The organism is Cupriavidus sp. 8B, from assembly GCF_054589115.1.
In genome coordinates this window covers 12,497-27,612 of record NZ_BAAILO010000086.1, presented here as the reverse complement: position 1 = coordinate 27,612, position 15,116 = coordinate 12,497, and the positions used below count along the sequence as shown (strand labels likewise).

Sequence of the window (15,116 nt, the reverse complement as noted above, 5' to 3'; positions counted from 1 at the left end):
GCTCGTGAACTCGCTGGCGATCTTGGCCTTGACGCCAGCTTCGATTCCGACCTTGCATTCGCAAACAATGATAGGCATGTTATGTCTCCGTGAAGATAGGGCTGCTGAGGCCTCAGTCTCTCGGAACGTCGCCGCTGGTGATTGCATTGGGGGGCCACCACTTGCTTGGAAGTGCCATGACATGGCGTCGTGGCCCGCCAATCCAGGCCAAGCTCGTTATCGGTGGGCCGGTGCCCCTGTGCGACGTATGTAGTGTCGCAAACAATGCCCACGCGTTTGGCACCTGCCAGATTGGACGTTGAGAGAGTCGGGCGGAGTCAACCTCCACGGTCGAGCAACTCACAGGCCACGCGCCCCGTGCGCTGACGCAGCGGCTGAACATCGCACTCTTCATGGCGCAATAGACAGATGGCCCCACAACTGCGGCCGGCGACGTCAGGTCCTCAAGTCAGCCACAGTGGCGTCGATCAGACGCGTGAAGGCCGGCACCACCTTGGAGCAGTTCAGGTAAGGAGCAGTATCGGTGGAGACTTCAGGCCAGCGAAGTCATATCGGTCGACGAAAAAAGGGCTACCTGCTCGGCAAGACATGCGTGGCCGATTTGGCCTTTCGTGCAGAAAGTTCTTTCAGCGAACACTGCCTGACCCCGATCCCCTGGGTCGCGGAAAGCATCGACCGGAAAGCGCAGCGACTCACACTCAAGAATGGATGGAGGAAACCCTTGTTGACAGAGGGCTGACGATAACATACGCTTCTTTTACTAAACGAACGTTTATTAAATGCACCTCAGGTGCGGCCCCGCGCCCTCTTACTCATCCATGGAACCATTCACATGGCAGACAAGAAAGCCATTCTGGTGATTGGAGCCGGCGACGCTACCGGCGGCGCCATCGCCAAGCGCTTTGCCAAAGAAGGCTACATCGCATGCGTTACCCGCCTAACTGTTGACAAGCCCCAGCCCCTGGTGACGAGATCAGGGCCGAAGGCGGCGAGGCGCACGGCTTCGGCTCCAACGCGCGCAAGGAGGACGATATGATCTCGCTGGTGCAGCAGATCGAAAAGGACATCGCGCCGATCGAAGTGGCGGTCTTCACCATCGGCGCCAATGTTCGCTTCGGCATCACCGATACCGCCACCCGCGCCTACACCAAGGTCTGGGAGATGGCCTGCCTCGGCGGCTTCCTGATGGGTCGCGAAACGGCGAAGGTCATGCTGCCGCGGAGTCGCGGCACCATCATCTTTACGGGCGCGCCGGCCAGCTTGCGCGGACGCGAAGGTCTTGCTGCATTCGCCGGCGCCAAGCATGCGCTGCGCGCGCTCGCGCAAAGCATGGCCTGCGGACTGGGCCCCAAGGGAATCCACGTCGCGCGTCCCGTGATCGACGCCACGAACGACACGGCGTTCATCCGCGACAACTTCCCCGAGCGTTATGCGTTGAAGGACCGGGATGGAATCGTTCAACCCAGCTCGATGGCAAATGCTCACTGGAATTTGCGTTCTGAGACCCGGACGCATCAGCAGTCCGCGATGCCTGGACGACGAGATGGAACTGCGGCCCTGGATGGTGCCAACCGCAGATTTCCAGCTGCGCTTCCGCTCCCTCTTTACTGACGGAGAAGCGTTCGTAGGCACTTGATGCGATGGCTCCCCAGACCTCCTACAACCGCTGGGCATGTATTTCGCGGCTCAAAACCCGGCCCGCGCGTACCCCTGTCAGCGCTTTGCCCACACCCTCACGAATTTGCACGCATGGCTCGGAGCCGCCGTAGCTGGCTAAGCCTTCAACGTATCACTCATTCTTTCACAACAATTTGCCGGCTTTGACCGGTGTACGGAGACAAACCTTGGCACACGGTCGCAGCACATTTCTCAAGTCCTCCGTCGCGCTGGCAGCGTTGCCGGTCGCCGGTTGCCGCTCGTCATCAGATGACACCGCCGCACTGAAAGCCAACGCCGATTCCGTGCTGACCCGTGCCGTCGCATCCGGCGACACAGCCGGCGTAGCCGCCGCGGTGATCACTCGCGATGAGACCCTCTACTCCGCGGCGCAGGGAGCGCGCGCGCTCGGCGCCTCCGCAGCGATGGACATGGACACGGTGATGCTCATCGCCTCCATGACCAAACCGATCACCAGCGCCGCAGCCATGCAGCTGGTCGAGCAGGGCAAGTTGAGCCTGGACGGTCCAGCGTCCGCGGTGATCCCCGAGCTGGGCGATCTCAAGGTTCTGGAGGGCTGGGACACGAATGGCGCGCCCGAACTGCGAGATGCCGAGGGCCAGCTCACCCTGCGGCATCTGCTCACCCATACGTCCGGCTTCACCTACGAGATATGGAACGCGGACCTGGAGCGCTACTACCGCACGCAGAACGTCCCCGGCATCCTAACGGGGCAGAAAGCGGCGCTGCGGGTGCCTCTGTGCTTCGACCCCGGCACGCGCTGGAATTATGGCATTGGCATCGATTGGGTGGGCCAGCTGATCGAAGCCGCCAGCGGCCTGCGCCTGGGTGACTACTTCCAGCGCAACATCACAGGACCGCTGGGCATGGACAACACGGCGTTTAAGATCACCACGGCCATGCGCACCCGACTGGCCGGCATGCATTTGCGCGGAGACGACGGAAAGTTATCCGTGATCGATCTGGGAACAGTGCAGGATCCCGAGTTCGAGTCGGGCGGCGCAGGCCTGTACTCGACCGCCAACGACTACCTGAAGTTCATGCGCATGATCCTCAATGCGGGGCGGGGAAACGGCAACCAGATCCTCAAGCCGGAGACGGTGGCCCTGATGTCGCACAATGCCATGGGGGCGCTTCGCGTGAGCAAGCTACCCACGCAGATTCCTTTTCTCTCGCGCGACGTGGAATTCTTCCCCGGTGTGCCCAAGACCTGGGGCCTGGGCTTCATGATCAACGAGAGTGCGGCGCCCACCGGCCGCAGTGCCGGCAGCTTGGCCTGGGCGGGGCTGGCCAATACGTACTTCTGGATCGACCCCACGCTGAACATCGCAGGCCTCGCCATGATGCAGTCGCTGCCGTCCGTGGACCCGAGAACCGTGGACGTGTTCTACGGTTTTGAAAAGAGCGTTTACGCCTCGCTGAACTGATGCCTGAAGGGCGGTCACCGCCCTTCAGGATCGAGGGCGCAGGGTCTATGACATGACTCCTTCCTTCACAACACTACACCGGCTTGACCGGCGCACGGAGACAAACATGAAAACACTGACTCGCAGACTCTTTGATGCCGCTGTTGTAGTCGCGCTTTGCTGCGCCGCCGCCGCGACGGCGCAGCCCTATCCAAACAAATCCATCCTGATCAAGGTCGCTTACCCGCCCGGGTTCGGGGTGGACGCTTCAGTGCGTCCATCCGCACCGGTGCTGGAGCGCGCCCTTGGGCAGATTCTCGTGATCGACAATATGCCCGGTGCGAACGGCTCCATCGCGGCGATGAACGTGTTGAAGGCGTCGCCAGACGGATACACGCTGCTCGCGACGGCGGGTCCGGATTTACTGGTGGCGCCGCTCACGGTCGCTTCGGCTAAGTACACGTTCGACAGCTTCAAGCTTATCGGTTCGTTCGGGATCTCGGACATGGTCCTCGTCAGTCATCCCGACCGCCCTTTCAACAACCTCACCGTGCTCCTCGAACACATGCAAAAGCGTGGCGCGAAGGAGCTTTCCATTGCCCACTGGGGCCAGGGCACGCTCGCTCATCTCGCGGCCGCTGAATTCCAGGAGCGGGTCGGCGTCAAGTTGCTGGAGGTGCCGTACAAAGGCATCGCTCCCATGGCCACGGCCGTCGCAGGAGGCGAGGTGGACCTCGCGTTTGTTCCTCTTGCGGGGCCAATCCTAGGAATGGTTCAGGCCGGGCGGATCAAGGCCATCGCCTTCGCGAGCGCCAAGCGACATCCGCTCATGCCGGATGTCGCGACGCTGAGCGAGCACGCTCGATTCAAGAACTTCGAATTCGGGATCTGGACGGGCTTGTTCGCGCCCGCGCGCACAACCGATGCCGTTGTCGCGCGCCTGAGCAGGGCCTTCCAGCAGTGGAACGACAGCCCGGAATTCCTCGCGCTCGCTACTGCGCAGGGCTTTCGCAAGCTGGACTCAATGACGCCGCAGCAGGCAGCGGCATTCTTGCGCGTAGAAAACGAGAAGTTTGTCAACATCGCAAAGACCCTTAATCTGGTGGCGCAATAACGCTGCCGCGCCGGAGGCCCATACTATGACCGTTCGAGACTTTCACTACTACGAGCCCGCCGAGGGCCACGGGCTGAGCCACAACCCGCTCAATGCGCTGGTGGCACCGCGACCCATCGGCTGGATCTCGTCACGCGACGCGCAGGGGCGGGTCAATCTCGCGCCCTACAGTTTCTTCAACGCGTTCAACTACGACCCACCGATCATCGGATTTTCTTCGATCGCCTGGAAGGATAGCGTTCAAAACGCATCGGAAACGCGTGAGTTCACCTGGAACCTGGTCACCCGCGAACTCGGTGATCAGATGAACCAGACCTCATCACCACTTCCGCGCGGCGAGGACGAGTTCCAGTTCGCCGGCCTCACGGCCGTGGCGGGTCGCAAGGTCAACGTCCCGCGGGTGGGCGAAAGCCGCGCGGCTATGGAATGCAAGGTGATCGACATCGTGCAATTCCGAAACACCGAAGGCGAAAAGGTAGGTGGCTGGCTCGTCTTGGGCGAAGTGGTGGCCGTGTACATCGACAAGACACTCCTGAAAGACGGCGTGTATCAGACAGCCGAGGCATATCCGATCATGCGGTCCGGCGGACTGAATGACTATGTCCAGGTCTCGCCAGAGAATGTCTTTCAGATCGCGCGGCTCGCTGGCGCTAGCAGCCCGTCGTCGCACGGCAAGGGATAGCATCGTCCGCAAGACGTCACATGCCGACACCCCCATGCCGGCCTAGTGCTGCCGCAACCGCCGGCCATGGACATGGTAGGCCATGCGGTATTCCACCGTGGGCGAATACTTGAAATTCATCCGAATGCCCGCGATACGCCTGAACCGCTGGGTGGTCGGACGCCGATATGCTGGTCTGCTGGACGCCGCCTGAGGGCTGTCCGCGTTTTACGAATGCAACTAGAGCTCTTTACATGAGAGAAGTCTTGACACCCGGTGCGCAAGCACGTACTTTTACATAACGATCGTTTATCAAAGGAAAGCGAGTTCATGGAACCCACTAGCCTGAAAGTCGCGCTGGTCATCGACGCAGGTGATTCGACCGGCGGAGCCATCGCACGTCGGTTTGCTCGTGAAGGGTTCGTTGTCTGCGCCACCCGCCGCGATGCCGAGATGCTTACGCCGCTGCTCGAAGAGATCCGCGACCAGGAAGGCAACGCCCACGGCTTTGGTTCCAATGCCCGCAAGGAAGAAGAAGTTGTCGCACTCATCGAGAAGATCGAGTCGGAGATCGGTCCCATCGAGGTGCTCGTGTTAAACATCGGCGCCAATGTGCCGTGCAGCATCCTGGACGAGACCGTGCGCAAGTACTTCAAGATCTGGGAGATAGCGTGTTTCTCGGGCTTCTTGAACGGCCGCGAAGTGGCTCGCAGAATGGTGGCACGCGGCCGCAGCACAATCCTGTTCACCGGCGCGACGGCCGGCATTCACGGCTCCGCCAACTTCGCCGCCTTTTGCAGGTGCCAAGCATGCGCTGCGCGCGCTGGCTCAAAGCATGGCTCGCGAACTGGGTCCGAAGAACATCCACGTGGCCCACGTTGTCGTCAACGGAGCCATCGACACAGAATTCATCCGCAACAATTTCCCCCAGCGCTATGCTCCGAGCAAATCGCGGGCAACTACTGGTTCCTGCACACGCAGCCGCGTGATGCCTGGACCCACGAACTCGATCTCAGGCCCTACATGGGACGCTTCTGAGACGGACCCACTCTACAACTAATACGACTCAATCCCATGAAGACACGGATCACCGAGCTGTTCGGCATTCGACACCCCATCGTGCAAGGCGGCATGCACTTCGTTGGCCTGGCCGAGCTGGCGGCCGCAGTCTCGAACGCCGGCGGGCTGGGCGTCATCACCGCGCTGACGCAGCGCACACCAGAACTGCTGGCGAAGGAGATCGCCAGATGTCGCGAGATGACGGGCCAGCCTTTCGGCGTCAACCTCACATTCCTGCCGACTTTTTCCGCCCCGCCCTATCCCGAGTACATCCAGGCGATCGTGGAGGGAGGCGTGCGCATCGTCGAAACAGCAGGGCGCAGCCCTGAGGAATACATGCCGGCGATGAAGGCGGCCGGAGTTAAGGTGATCCACAAGTGTACGTCAGTCCGGCATGCTCTGAAGGCCGAGAGGATCGGGTGTGATGCGGTGAGCGTGGACGGCTTCGAGTGCGGTGGCCATCCCGGCGAGGATGATATCCCGAACATGATCCTGCTGCCCCGAGCGGCCAATGAGCTCAAGATCCCGTTTTTGGCTTCCGGCGGTATGGCCGACGCCCGTAGCTTGGTGGCCGCCCTCGCCCTCGGCGCCGACGGCATCAACATGGGCACGCGATTCGTGGCGACAAAGGAAGCGCCTGTTCACGAGAACGTGAAGCGCGCCATCGTCGCGGCCACCGAGCTCGACACGCGACTCGTGATGCGCCCATTGCGCAACACGGAGCGTGTGCTGAAGAACGCTGGCGTCGAGAAGATCCTGGAAATCGAGCGCGACAAGGGTGAGCAGATTCAGATCTCCGACATCCTCGAGCAGGTCGCAGGCGTCTATCCGAAAGTGATGCTCGACGGTGAGATGGATGCAGGGGCCTGGAGTTGCGGGATGGTCGCCGGCCTCATCGACGACATTCCGAGCGTACGCGAGCTCATCGATCGCATCATGGCGGATGCCAGCCACCTGATCGGGCAGCGCCTCGCCCGGATTCTCGGGTCCGGACAGATGCCCGAGGAAAGCGTTGCCGCCTGAGGAAACTCGACGTACACATCGGAAATCCATCAGACTCAGGAGAAAACTCATGCCCAAGACTGCGGAGTTCTATTTCGACCTCGGCAGTCCGGCATCGTACCTCGCATGGACGCAATTGCCGACGATCTGCGAAGAAACTGGTGGCATGCTTGTCTACAAGCCCATATTGCTCGGCGGGGTATTCCAGGCCATTGGCAATGCCTCGCCCGCGACAAGTCCGGCCAAGGGCGCATACACCAACATCGATTACGCCCCGCACGCAAGGCTTACGGCGTTCCCTATCAGTGCAACCCGCACTTTCCCATCATCACGCTCACGCTAATGCGAGCTGCCACCGGCGTACAGATGAGAATGCCAGACCGGTTCCAGGATTTCCTGCGCAGCGTCTTCCATGCGTTGTGGGTCGATGCGCTGAACCTCAACCAGCCCCAGCTTGTCGCCAAAACGCTGGTCGACGCGGGGTTCGACGTCGAGGCGATCCTGGCACTCACCAACGATGCCGAGGTGAAGTCGCAACTGCGCTCGACGACGGAAGAGGCCGTCAAGCGTGGTGTGTTCGGCGCCCCGACCACTTTCGTCGGCGAGCATATGTTCTTCGCCCAAGACCGCCTCGAATGGGTCTGTCACACGCTGCAAGGCAAGCCTCTGTGAATTGATCCGGCCGTCTCCGGCGGGCCGGCTCTGCCCCGGCATCCAGGCTTCGCATGGCAAACTCCCATCCTAGCGATTCAAGACCGACTTAATGCGTTTTCGACCGAACGGCTGACGGGCATCCGGCGTGGCGTCGAGAAAGAGTCGCTGCGTGTGCGTCGCGCCAGCAGTCTTTCCGTGACGCCCCATCGGTGGCGCTGGGCTCGGCCTTGACACACGCTTGCATCACCACCGAATTCAGCGAGTCGCAGGTCGAGTTCGTTGGACGAGCCGTAGCGCGCGATCGGAAAAGCCGTCATCGGACGGCAGGCCGCAGGGCATGCTCGCCCTCCAGAACATCTCGTCTCCCATCGCGCGGTAGACAAACTGGTGGTGAAAGCGCGAGAGGGTCTCGGGGACGTCCGCACCCAGCGTCAGCCCGCGCTCTGACGGCCATGTCTGCCGAGTTCAGCGGTTCGCACCTGGATTGCACCCGCTCGCGCAGCGATGCGAATCAACGTGCCTGCTCGAGCTTGCCTGGTCCGATACCGACTCCGCGCTCTTCCACGGGCTCGCCGAGGCATCGCTTCGCGAGCAGGCGCGGCTCGAAGCGTCCGACGACGTGCCGTTCGAGTTCTTTCGACGGCACTATCTCTCGCCGTTGCAGTTGCAGTTGCAGCCACAGTGCCTGAGTTGTCGAAGCGCTGTGTTACGCCGTGCGCGCCTCTCGCGGCACGGCCAACGACATGACTGATGTTCCAGATGAGCCCGGCCAGCTCGCGCGCCAACGCGACAACCACGATGTTCCTGCTCTTGCCGCGCGCCGCCAGCTTGCGATAGCGGCGACATAGCCGCAGCTGCGCGTCCCCGGCGCGATCGATGATGGCCTTCGGGATGCCTTCGTGCCGACGCTGGATTTCGAGGCTCACGCGTGCCGGGGTGCGGGTAGCTCAAGACTGCCTCGACGAGCAGCTTCCTTGCGTAGCTGTTGCCGGTCTTGGTGATATGCGGCTCAAATGCCCACGGACGAAGGTTTCATCGAGCGAATTAATGTGTCCCGCAGCAGCTTCTTCTGAAGCTTTCCCGTGGGCAGGCGCGGAAAATCGAGCACAAACGAGAAGGACCGCGGAACCCGTACCGGACCGAGCTTGCTGCGGCAAAGGGCTCTCAACTCCTCAGCTAACGCGTGAGGGGTGCCCGGTTGCCGCTCGACCTGAACCACTGCGTGTACCGCTTCCCCGTACTCGTCATCGGGCAGGCCGAAGACAGCCACGTCGAGCACGCGGTCATCTGTTACAAGAAGGTTCTCTATCTCTTGTGGATAGATGTTCACGCCGCCGGATATGATCGTGAAATCGCGGCGGTCCGAGAGGTATAAGTATCCCTCTTCGTCGAGATGGCCTATATCACCGTAGGTCCACCACCCCTGTTTGCTTCGGCTCGCCGCAGTTTTGTCGGTATCGTTCCAGTAGGCAAACCTGGCGTCCGACTCAAAGTACACCGTTCCTGTCGAGCCAGAATCCACTTCATTCTCATCGTCGGCAAGGATATGAACGATTCCCTCGACGGCACGACCCACTGACCCCTTGTGAGCGAGCCATTCAAGCGAACTGATCGCACAGGCGCCGATCCCTTCTGTTCCCGCGTAATATTCCTCCAGGATCGGCCCCCACCATTCGATCATTGCCTCTTTAATATGAATGGGGCAAGGTGCGGCGCCGTGCATCGCAAAGCGATGACTGGAAAGGTCAAACTGCATGCGCATGCCTGGGTCAAGGCGCAGCAATCGATGGAACATTGTCGGAACCCATAAGCTGTGGGTAACCCGGAATTTTTCCATGGCATGGAGAGCCTGAACCGCATCAAAGTGCTCCATGACCACAGCGGTACCGCCGAGCGCCAGGGTCGCCGAGACGTTTCGGTGCGGCGCGGCATGATACAGAGGTGATGTACAGAGATGGACCATGGACGTATCGACGCCCGGCTTGCTGGCAAACGAAGCATCGCGCGGGTCCATGTCACGGAACGATATGGGAGGAATCGGCTTGCGCACACCTTTTGGCCGCCCGGTCGTCCCGGACGAGTACATCATCTCCCTGCCACGAGCGGGATCATGGATTGATGTCACTGGGCACGCACCAAGCGCGTCCTCGAATTGCTCAAAACCGGGAATATCGCCCCCAAGGGCGAAACATGCTGCGGAACCAAAATCGGCCGCTAAGAGACTCGTGTTGTTGACGGCGGCCACTGAAATGAACACAGCGCGCGCTCCACAATCGCGCGCGATATAGCGCAGGTCATCGGCGCTTAACTTGGTTGACGCCGGCGTAAAAACGACGCCAGCGCGCTGACACCCCCATCCCAGATACAGGAACTCGGGGCAATTCTCGACGCAGAAGAGCACAGCGTCTCCGGTCTTGATCCCGGCACTGCGGAGAAGATTGGCAACCCGATTGGCCCCCTCTTCCAGTTGGAAATACGTGATTTCGCGCCCGCCAGGTATGAAGACAGCCGCAATCTTCTTAGGCATGGTCTGCGCGTAGTGCGATGGATGCGCCATGTCGCCTCTCAAGAGAAAAGGGAGAAGCCAGGCGCACGACGCTCGAGAAAGGCCGCGAGAGCATTCTTGGGTTCGGCGGACCTGAGACAGATGGCAGACTCTGGCAGTTTGAGGTCGATAGGATCGAGCTTTCCCTCATCTTCACTTCTGCGAATGAGGGAACGCATTGCCCGAATCGCGCAAGGGTCCATCGCGTGCTCTAACGCTGTTCCCGCGAGAATGTTGATCAGGCCGCATTCAGCCTCGTCTTGCGGGGTGCAGGGCTCGCCAAGCAGAAGCAACTCAGTCGCCCTAGGCGTCCCGACGTTGTTCGGCGGCAATTGACTTGACCCGAACTCCGGGAAAATTACCAATCTCGATGTTGCCTCTGAGGCATCGTCATTTCCGCTCGTGAATGCTTCTTCGCTGTCGTGTATCACCACAGCGCGAACTTCGCCGCGCCTGCCTGCGCCTCTGATTGACTCAGCAAGGGCTCCGTGCTTATCGAAAGTGATGGCATTCTTCCGGTCTGGTCTGTTAAGGCCAATGAACATGACGCCTCGGTCCGCCACAACTTCTATGTGCTTCATTGCGGTCTCCTAAACACCGCGCCGATTTGCATCGACTTGAGAAGGTCGCCAGCCCGTTATAGGCGACGATGGGTATTGCACGATGGATACCGAGCCGTCCATGCGGGCTCGGCCTCACCCGCTTTGCCACTATTGATCAGGCGGTCGAGGGTGCTGCTCACCGTAGCCAGTCCTTTCTGGATGGCGGCTGCGCCGATGTTCGAGCAGCACCACATCGAACCCTGCCGCTACGTCTTGACGGCATGGCGCAATCGAAGGAGGCGGCCACCTGGGCAGGCTGAGCCCGGTTCGTCGCCCGTCAGCACACGCGGCTATCCCGCGGCCTTGACCATGTCCTCGACCACCTTCTTGGCGTCGCCGAATACCATCATGGTCTTGTCCATGTAGAACAGCTCGTTATCGAGGCCCGCGTAGCCGGCCGCCATCGAGCGTTTGTTCACGATGATGGTCTTGGCCTTGTACGCCTCCAGGATCGGCATGCCGGCGATCGGAGAGTTCGGGTCGGTCTTGGCCGCCGGGTTGACCACGTCGTTGGCGCCCAGCACCAGCACCACGTCAGCCTGGCCGAACTCGCTGTTGATGTCTTCCATCTCGAACACCTGGTCGTAAGGCACCTCGGCCTCGGCCAACAGCACGTTCATATGGCCCGGCATGCGGCCTGCCACCGGATGGATCGCATACTTTACCGTCACGCCGTGCTCCGTCAGCTTCTCGGTAAGTTCCTTGAGCGCATGTTGGGCGCGCGCCACCGCCAGGCCATAGCCCGGCACGATGACCACCGTCTCGGCATTGCTCATCAGGAAAGACGCGTCATCCGCCGACCCCGACTTGACGTTGCGCTGCTCGGCGCTGCCGCTAGCCGCGGTCGTCGCCGCACCGCCGAAGCCGCCCAGGATCACGTTGAAGAACGAGCGGTTCATGGCCTTGCACATGATGTACGACAGAATCGCACCGCTCGATCCCACCAGCGATCCGGCGATGATCAACATCGGGTTGTTCAGGGAGAAGCCGATGCCGGCCGCCGCCCAGCCCGAGTACGAGTTCAGCATCGACACCACCACCGGCATGTCCGCGCCGCCGATCGGGATGATGATCAGGACACCGAGCACGAAGGCGATCGCCAGCATCAGCAGGAACGGCTGCCAGTTCTGCGTGAGGAAGAACGCCACGCCAAAGCCGAACATCGCCACGGCCAGCGCCAGGTTCAGCATGTGCTGGCCGGCGAAGACCACCGGCGCGCCTTGGAACAGGCGGAACTTGTAGCGCCCCGCGAGCTTGCCGAACGCGATCACCGAGCCCGAGAACGTGATGGCACCGACGAAGCAGCCGATGAACAGCTCGACGCGGTTGCCCATCGGGATCGCATGCGAGCCCGCCGTGCTGATGCCGAAGGCCGCTGGCTCGGCGACCGCCGCCACCGCGATGAACACCGCCGCCAGGCCGATCAGCGAGTGCATCGCCGCGACCAGCTCAGGCATCTTGGTCATCTCGACCTTCTTCGCCACGTAGGCGCCGATGCCGCCCCCTACCACCAGCGCGCCGAGAATCAGCGCCAGGCCCGTGCCGACCGATGACTGGCCAGCGCCGGCGGGAAGGAATTCCTGCTTGAGCTTGACGATCAGCGCCACGGTGGTCACTGCGGCGATCGCCATGCCGGCCATACCAAAAGCATTGCCCTTGCGGGCCGAGGCCGGGTGCGACAGGCCCTTGAGCGCCTGGATGAAGCAGACCGAGGCGGACAGGTAAAACAGCGTTACCGAATTCATGGACAGAAAGTTCATCGCGCCGCCTCCGCCACAAGGTCATCGGTCACGGACTTGGTACTAGCCTGCGGCGCAGCCTTGGGTGCCTTCTTCCGGAACATCTCCAGCATCCGCTGGGTCACCATGAATCCGCCGAACACATTGACCGCGGCCAGCGCAACGGCCAGCGTGCCCATGATGCGGCCGGTGGGGCCTTCGGTAAGGCCTGCGGCCAGCATCGCGCCGACGATGATGATGGCCGAGATTGCATTGGTCACGGCCATCAGAGGCGTATGCAGAGCGGGCGTGACCGTCCAGACCACGTGGTAGCCCACATAGATCGCGAGCACGAAGATGATCAGGTTGATTACCGTGTGGTTCACCATTTCCATTAATGTCTCCTTAACTGGCCAATGCCATCTTGTCGCGCCGGGTCATCAGGCAGGCGTCGACAATGTCGTCTTCCAGGTTGATGGAGAGCTTGCCTTCCTTGTCGATGATGAGCTTAAGGAAGTCGAGCACGTTGCGCGCGTATAGCGCCGAGGCGTCGGCCGCCACCATGCTGGCTAGGTTGGTATGGCCAACCAGCACCACGCCGTGCCGCTCGACCACCTGGTCGGCCACCGTCAGCGGGCAATTGCCGCCTTGCGCGGCGGCCAGGTCGACTACCACTGAGCCGGGTTTCATCGCCATCACTGTCTGTTCCTTGAGCAACACCGGCGCCGGGCGGCCCGGAATCAGCGCGGTGGTGATCACGATGTCGGCTTGGCTGGCACGCTGGTGCACCAGCTCCGCCTGGCGGCGCATCCAGTCGGCCGGCATGGGGCGGGCATAGCCTCCCGCGCCCTGTGCGATCTCGCGCTCCTCCTCGGTCTCGAAAGGCACGTCGAGGAACTTGGCGCCGAGCGACTCAATCTGTTCCTTGACCGCTGGGCGCACGTCGGAGGCCTCGATCACCGCGCCCAGGCGCTTGGCCGTGGCAATCGCCTGCAGGCCAGCAACGCCGGCGCCGAGAATCAGCACACGCGCGGCCTTGACGGTGCCGGCCGCGGTCATCAGCATCGGCATGAAGCGCTGGTAGTGATCGGCGGCTTCGAGCACTGCCTTGTAGCCGGCAATGTTGGCCTGCGACGAAAGTACGTCCATGCTCTGCGCGCGCGTGGTGCGGGGCGCCGCCTCGAGCGCGAAGGCGACGATGCCGGCCGCAGCCATACGCGCGTTGTTTTCGGCGTCGAAGGGATTGAGCATGCCGACCAGGGTGGCACCGGGCTTCATCTGGCCGAGCTCGGCCTCGTCCGGCGCGCGCACCTTCAGCACCAGTTCGACGCCGAGTGCCTGCGCGACGGTGCCGATGCGGGCGCCCGCGGCCTCATAGGCCGAGTCCGGCTGGCTTGCCCTGACTCCGGCGCCCGCTTGGACAATGACTTCGTGACCTTGCGCGACGTACTTCTTGACCGTCTCGGGCGTTGCGGCAACACGGGTCTCGCCGGCCCGCGTCTCCTGCGGGATACCGATCTGCATCTCGTCTCCTTATGATGTTCGTTCCTGGAGTGGTACCCGGCGGGGCCAGCCTTCCATTCTAGATTTTGTGGCCCTCTTGAGAGCCATGGTTGTCGCTCACCGTGCGTGCACGCTTCCCCAGCATCTTGAGGCGCCGTGGGCAACGGTTCGCTTACCTTAGTCGTGCTTTCGCATTCTCAATCTCCGCCTCCAAATCCCGCAACTGATCCTTCCCAAAAAACATCTCGTCGCCGACAAAGAAGGTCGGAGAGCCAAACGCACCGCGTTCGAATGAGTTCTGGGTATTCGCCAGCAAGATCTGCTTGACCTCGGGATCCGCAATGCGGGCCTCGAAGCCATTTCCGTCCAAACCGGCGACATCCAGGGCTGCCGAGATGACGGCGGGATCATCCATCTTCAAACCTTGTTCCCACATGTTTGCGAACACGGAATTTACGTAGGGCATAAAGGTGCCGTTCTTCTGGGCAGCCACAGCCCCGCGCATGATCTGCAATGTATTGACGGGCCAAAATGGATTGTCCCGATAGGCGGTCAGTCCGTGCTTGGTGATGAAGCGCTGGATCTCTAAACGCCCAAACTCCGGCTTGTTCTTGATACCCGCAAAGGCCTCCGCAGGCGAACGATTCCCCGTTAGCCTGAACAGCCCCCCAAGAAGCACCGGAATATACTCGAACTGGACGTCCTGCCGTGCCTCTATACTCGGAATGACTTTGTGGCTAAGGTAGGAATTCGGGCTGCCGAAATCAAAGTGGAACTGAACTCGTATGCCGCTCATGGTGTCTCCTAATATATGACGTGGTGAAATTTGGGTGGAACGTTTAGAGAAGCCCGCTTACTTGTTGCGGATCTGACGACGGATGCTCCACGATCCCTGTCGAAATCGGCCCACGCTCTGCTAGCGCGGTCATACAGCCTGGCCAGGTACGGGACTCACCGACAACAAGTGCTGGTGAGCAGATCGGGCAGCTTCGAATTTTTCTCGCGCATCGTCTGCCGATTCCGCCGCTACCGTGATGACACCTGCCAGTTCGAGTTCAGCGTTCAATACAAAGAGGGAGAATATCTGTGCTGCCTTCTGCGAAACGTCATCATTTCCAAACGCCGTGTCTTTCATTGCTATCCCCGGTTGGATCCTCTGTAAGGTGGCATCGCAA

General features: G+C 61.3%; 11 protein-coding genes and 5 pseudogenes. 8 read left to right on the top strand and 8 right to left on the bottom strand.

Annotation, left to right across the window (positions count from 1 at the left end; translation table 11 throughout):
- Positions 1-832: 832 nt before the first annotated feature.
- The 8 genes and pseudogenes from ACYP5B_RS08205 to ACYP5B_RS08170 form a co-directional block, all read left to right on the top strand.
- Positions 833-1,564: pseudogene (locus ACYP5B_RS08205) on the top strand (SDR family NAD(P)-dependent oxidoreductase); the annotation flags it as partial.
- A 280-nt stretch (positions 1,565-1,844) separates the two neighbouring features.
- Positions 1,845-3,104 carry a serine hydrolase domain-containing protein gene (locus tag ACYP5B_RS08200; protein WP_459569247.1) on the top strand — a complete coding sequence of 420 codons (1,260 nt, stop codon included), beginning with the start codon at positions 1,845-1,847 and terminating at the stop codon, positions 3,102-3,104.
- A 106-nt stretch (positions 3,105-3,210) separates the two neighbouring features.
- A complete protein-coding gene (locus tag ACYP5B_RS08195; RefSeq protein WP_459569246.1) occupies positions 3,211-4,197 on the top strand; it encodes a tripartite tricarboxylate transporter substrate binding protein in 987 nt (328 codons plus the stop codon).
- A gap of 25 nt (positions 4,198-4,222) precedes the next feature.
- Positions 4,223-4,879 (top strand): flavin reductase family protein, encoded by a 657-nt coding sequence (locus tag ACYP5B_RS08190; protein WP_459569245.1) that lies wholly within the window; start codon positions 4,223-4,225, stop codon positions 4,877-4,879.
- A gap of 309 nt (positions 4,880-5,188) precedes the next feature.
- Positions 5,189-5,896: pseudogene (locus tag ACYP5B_RS08185) on the top strand (SDR family oxidoreductase).
- Between the two features lie 36 nt (positions 5,897-5,932).
- Positions 5,933-6,940 carry an NAD(P)H-dependent flavin oxidoreductase gene (locus ACYP5B_RS08180; RefSeq protein ID WP_459569244.1) on the top strand — a complete coding sequence of 336 codons (1,008 nt, stop codon included), beginning with the start codon at positions 5,933-5,935 and terminating at the stop codon, positions 6,938-6,940.
- A 49-nt stretch (positions 6,941-6,989) separates the two neighbouring features.
- Positions 6,990-7,591 (top strand): annotated as a pseudogene (locus ACYP5B_RS08175) (2-hydroxychromene-2-carboxylate isomerase).
- A gap of 66 nt (positions 7,592-7,657) precedes the next feature.
- Positions 7,658-7,854 (top strand): annotated as a pseudogene (locus tag ACYP5B_RS08170) (glutamate--cysteine ligase); the annotation flags it as partial.
- A 441-nt stretch (positions 7,855-8,295) separates the two neighbouring features.
- Here ACYP5B_RS08170 and ACYP5B_RS08165 read toward each other — a convergent pair.
- The 8 genes and pseudogenes from ACYP5B_RS08165 to ACYP5B_RS08130 all read right to left on the bottom strand — a co-directional run.
- Positions 8,296-8,575, bottom strand: a pseudogene (locus ACYP5B_RS08165) (IS110 family transposase); the annotation flags it as partial.
- A 7-nt stretch (positions 8,576-8,582) separates the two neighbouring features.
- A complete protein-coding gene (locus tag ACYP5B_RS08160) occupies positions 8,583-10,130 on the bottom strand; it encodes an AMP-binding protein (protein WP_459569243.1) in 1,548 nt (515 codons plus the stop codon).
- An 8-nt stretch (positions 10,131-10,138) separates the two neighbouring features.
- The gene (locus tag ACYP5B_RS08155; protein WP_459569242.1) at positions 10,139-10,699 is read right to left on the bottom strand and encodes a Clp protease/crotonase-like domain-containing protein; all 561 of its coding nucleotides are present in this window, start codon (positions 10,697-10,699) and stop codon (positions 10,139-10,141) included.
- Between the two features lie 311 nt (positions 10,700-11,010).
- Complete coding sequence (locus ACYP5B_RS08150) at positions 11,011-12,480, bottom strand: NAD(P)(+) transhydrogenase (Re/Si-specific) subunit beta (protein ID WP_459569241.1); 1,470 nt, start codon at positions 12,478-12,480, stop codon at positions 11,011-11,013.
- Positions 12,477-12,833: an NAD(P) transhydrogenase subunit alpha part 2 gene (locus ACYP5B_RS08145; protein ID WP_459569240.1), complete on the bottom strand. Its 357-nt coding sequence runs from the start codon at positions 12,831-12,833 to the stop codon at positions 12,477-12,479. The genes ACYP5B_RS08150 and ACYP5B_RS08145 overlap by 4 nt, the downstream gene beginning before the upstream one ends.
- Before the next feature lie 10 nt (positions 12,834-12,843).
- Positions 12,844-13,962 (bottom strand): Re/Si-specific NAD(P)(+) transhydrogenase subunit alpha, encoded by a 1,119-nt coding sequence (locus ACYP5B_RS08140; RefSeq protein ID WP_459569239.1) that lies wholly within the window; start codon positions 13,960-13,962, stop codon positions 12,844-12,846.
- Between the two features lie 151 nt (positions 13,963-14,113).
- Positions 14,114-14,737 carry a DsbA family protein gene (locus tag ACYP5B_RS08135; RefSeq protein WP_459569238.1) on the bottom strand — a complete coding sequence of 208 codons (624 nt, stop codon included), beginning with the start codon at positions 14,735-14,737 and terminating at the stop codon, positions 14,114-14,116.
- A 129-nt stretch (positions 14,738-14,866) separates the two neighbouring features.
- Entirely contained in the window at positions 14,867-15,076 is a 210-nt protein-coding gene (locus tag ACYP5B_RS08130; RefSeq protein ID WP_459569237.1) for a hypothetical protein, read from the bottom strand.
- Positions 15,077-15,116: the final 40 nt, after the last annotated feature.

Bases quoted from the DNA above. Each gene is read 5' to 3' on its own strand.
- ACYP5B_RS08195 (WP_459569246.1), top strand. From the start codon at position 3,211: ATGAAAACACTGACTCGCAGACTCTTTGATGCCGCTGTTGTAGTCGCG.
- ACYP5B_RS08190 (WP_459569245.1), top strand. From the start codon at position 4,223: ATGACCGTTCGAGACTTTCACTACTACGAGCCCGCCGAGGGCCACGGG.
- ACYP5B_RS08180 (WP_459569244.1), top strand. From the start codon at position 5,933: ATGAAGACACGGATCACCGAGCTGTTCGGCATTCGACACCCCATCGTG.
- ACYP5B_RS08160 (WP_459569243.1), bottom strand. From the start codon at position 10,130: ATGGCGCATCCATCGCACTACGCGCAGACCATGCCTAAGAAGATTGCG.
- ACYP5B_RS08155 (WP_459569242.1), bottom strand. From the start codon at position 10,699: ATGAAGCACATAGAAGTTGTGGCGGACCGAGGCGTCATGTTCATTGGC.
- ACYP5B_RS08150 (WP_459569241.1), bottom strand. From the start codon at position 12,480: ATGAACTTTCTGTCCATGAATTCGGTAACGCTGTTTTACCTGTCCGCC.
- ACYP5B_RS08145 (WP_459569240.1), bottom strand. From the start codon at position 12,833: ATGGAAATGGTGAACCACACGGTAATCAACCTGATCATCTTCGTGCTC.
- ACYP5B_RS08140 (WP_459569239.1), bottom strand. From the start codon at position 13,962: ATGCAGATCGGTATCCCGCAGGAGACGCGGGCCGGCGAGACCCGTGTT.
- ACYP5B_RS08135 (WP_459569238.1), bottom strand. From the start codon at position 14,737: ATGAGCGGCATACGAGTTCAGTTCCACTTTGATTTCGGCAGCCCGAAT.
- ACYP5B_RS08130 (WP_459569237.1), bottom strand. From the start codon at position 15,076: ATGAAAGACACGGCGTTTGGAAATGATGACGTTTCGCAGAAGGCAGCA.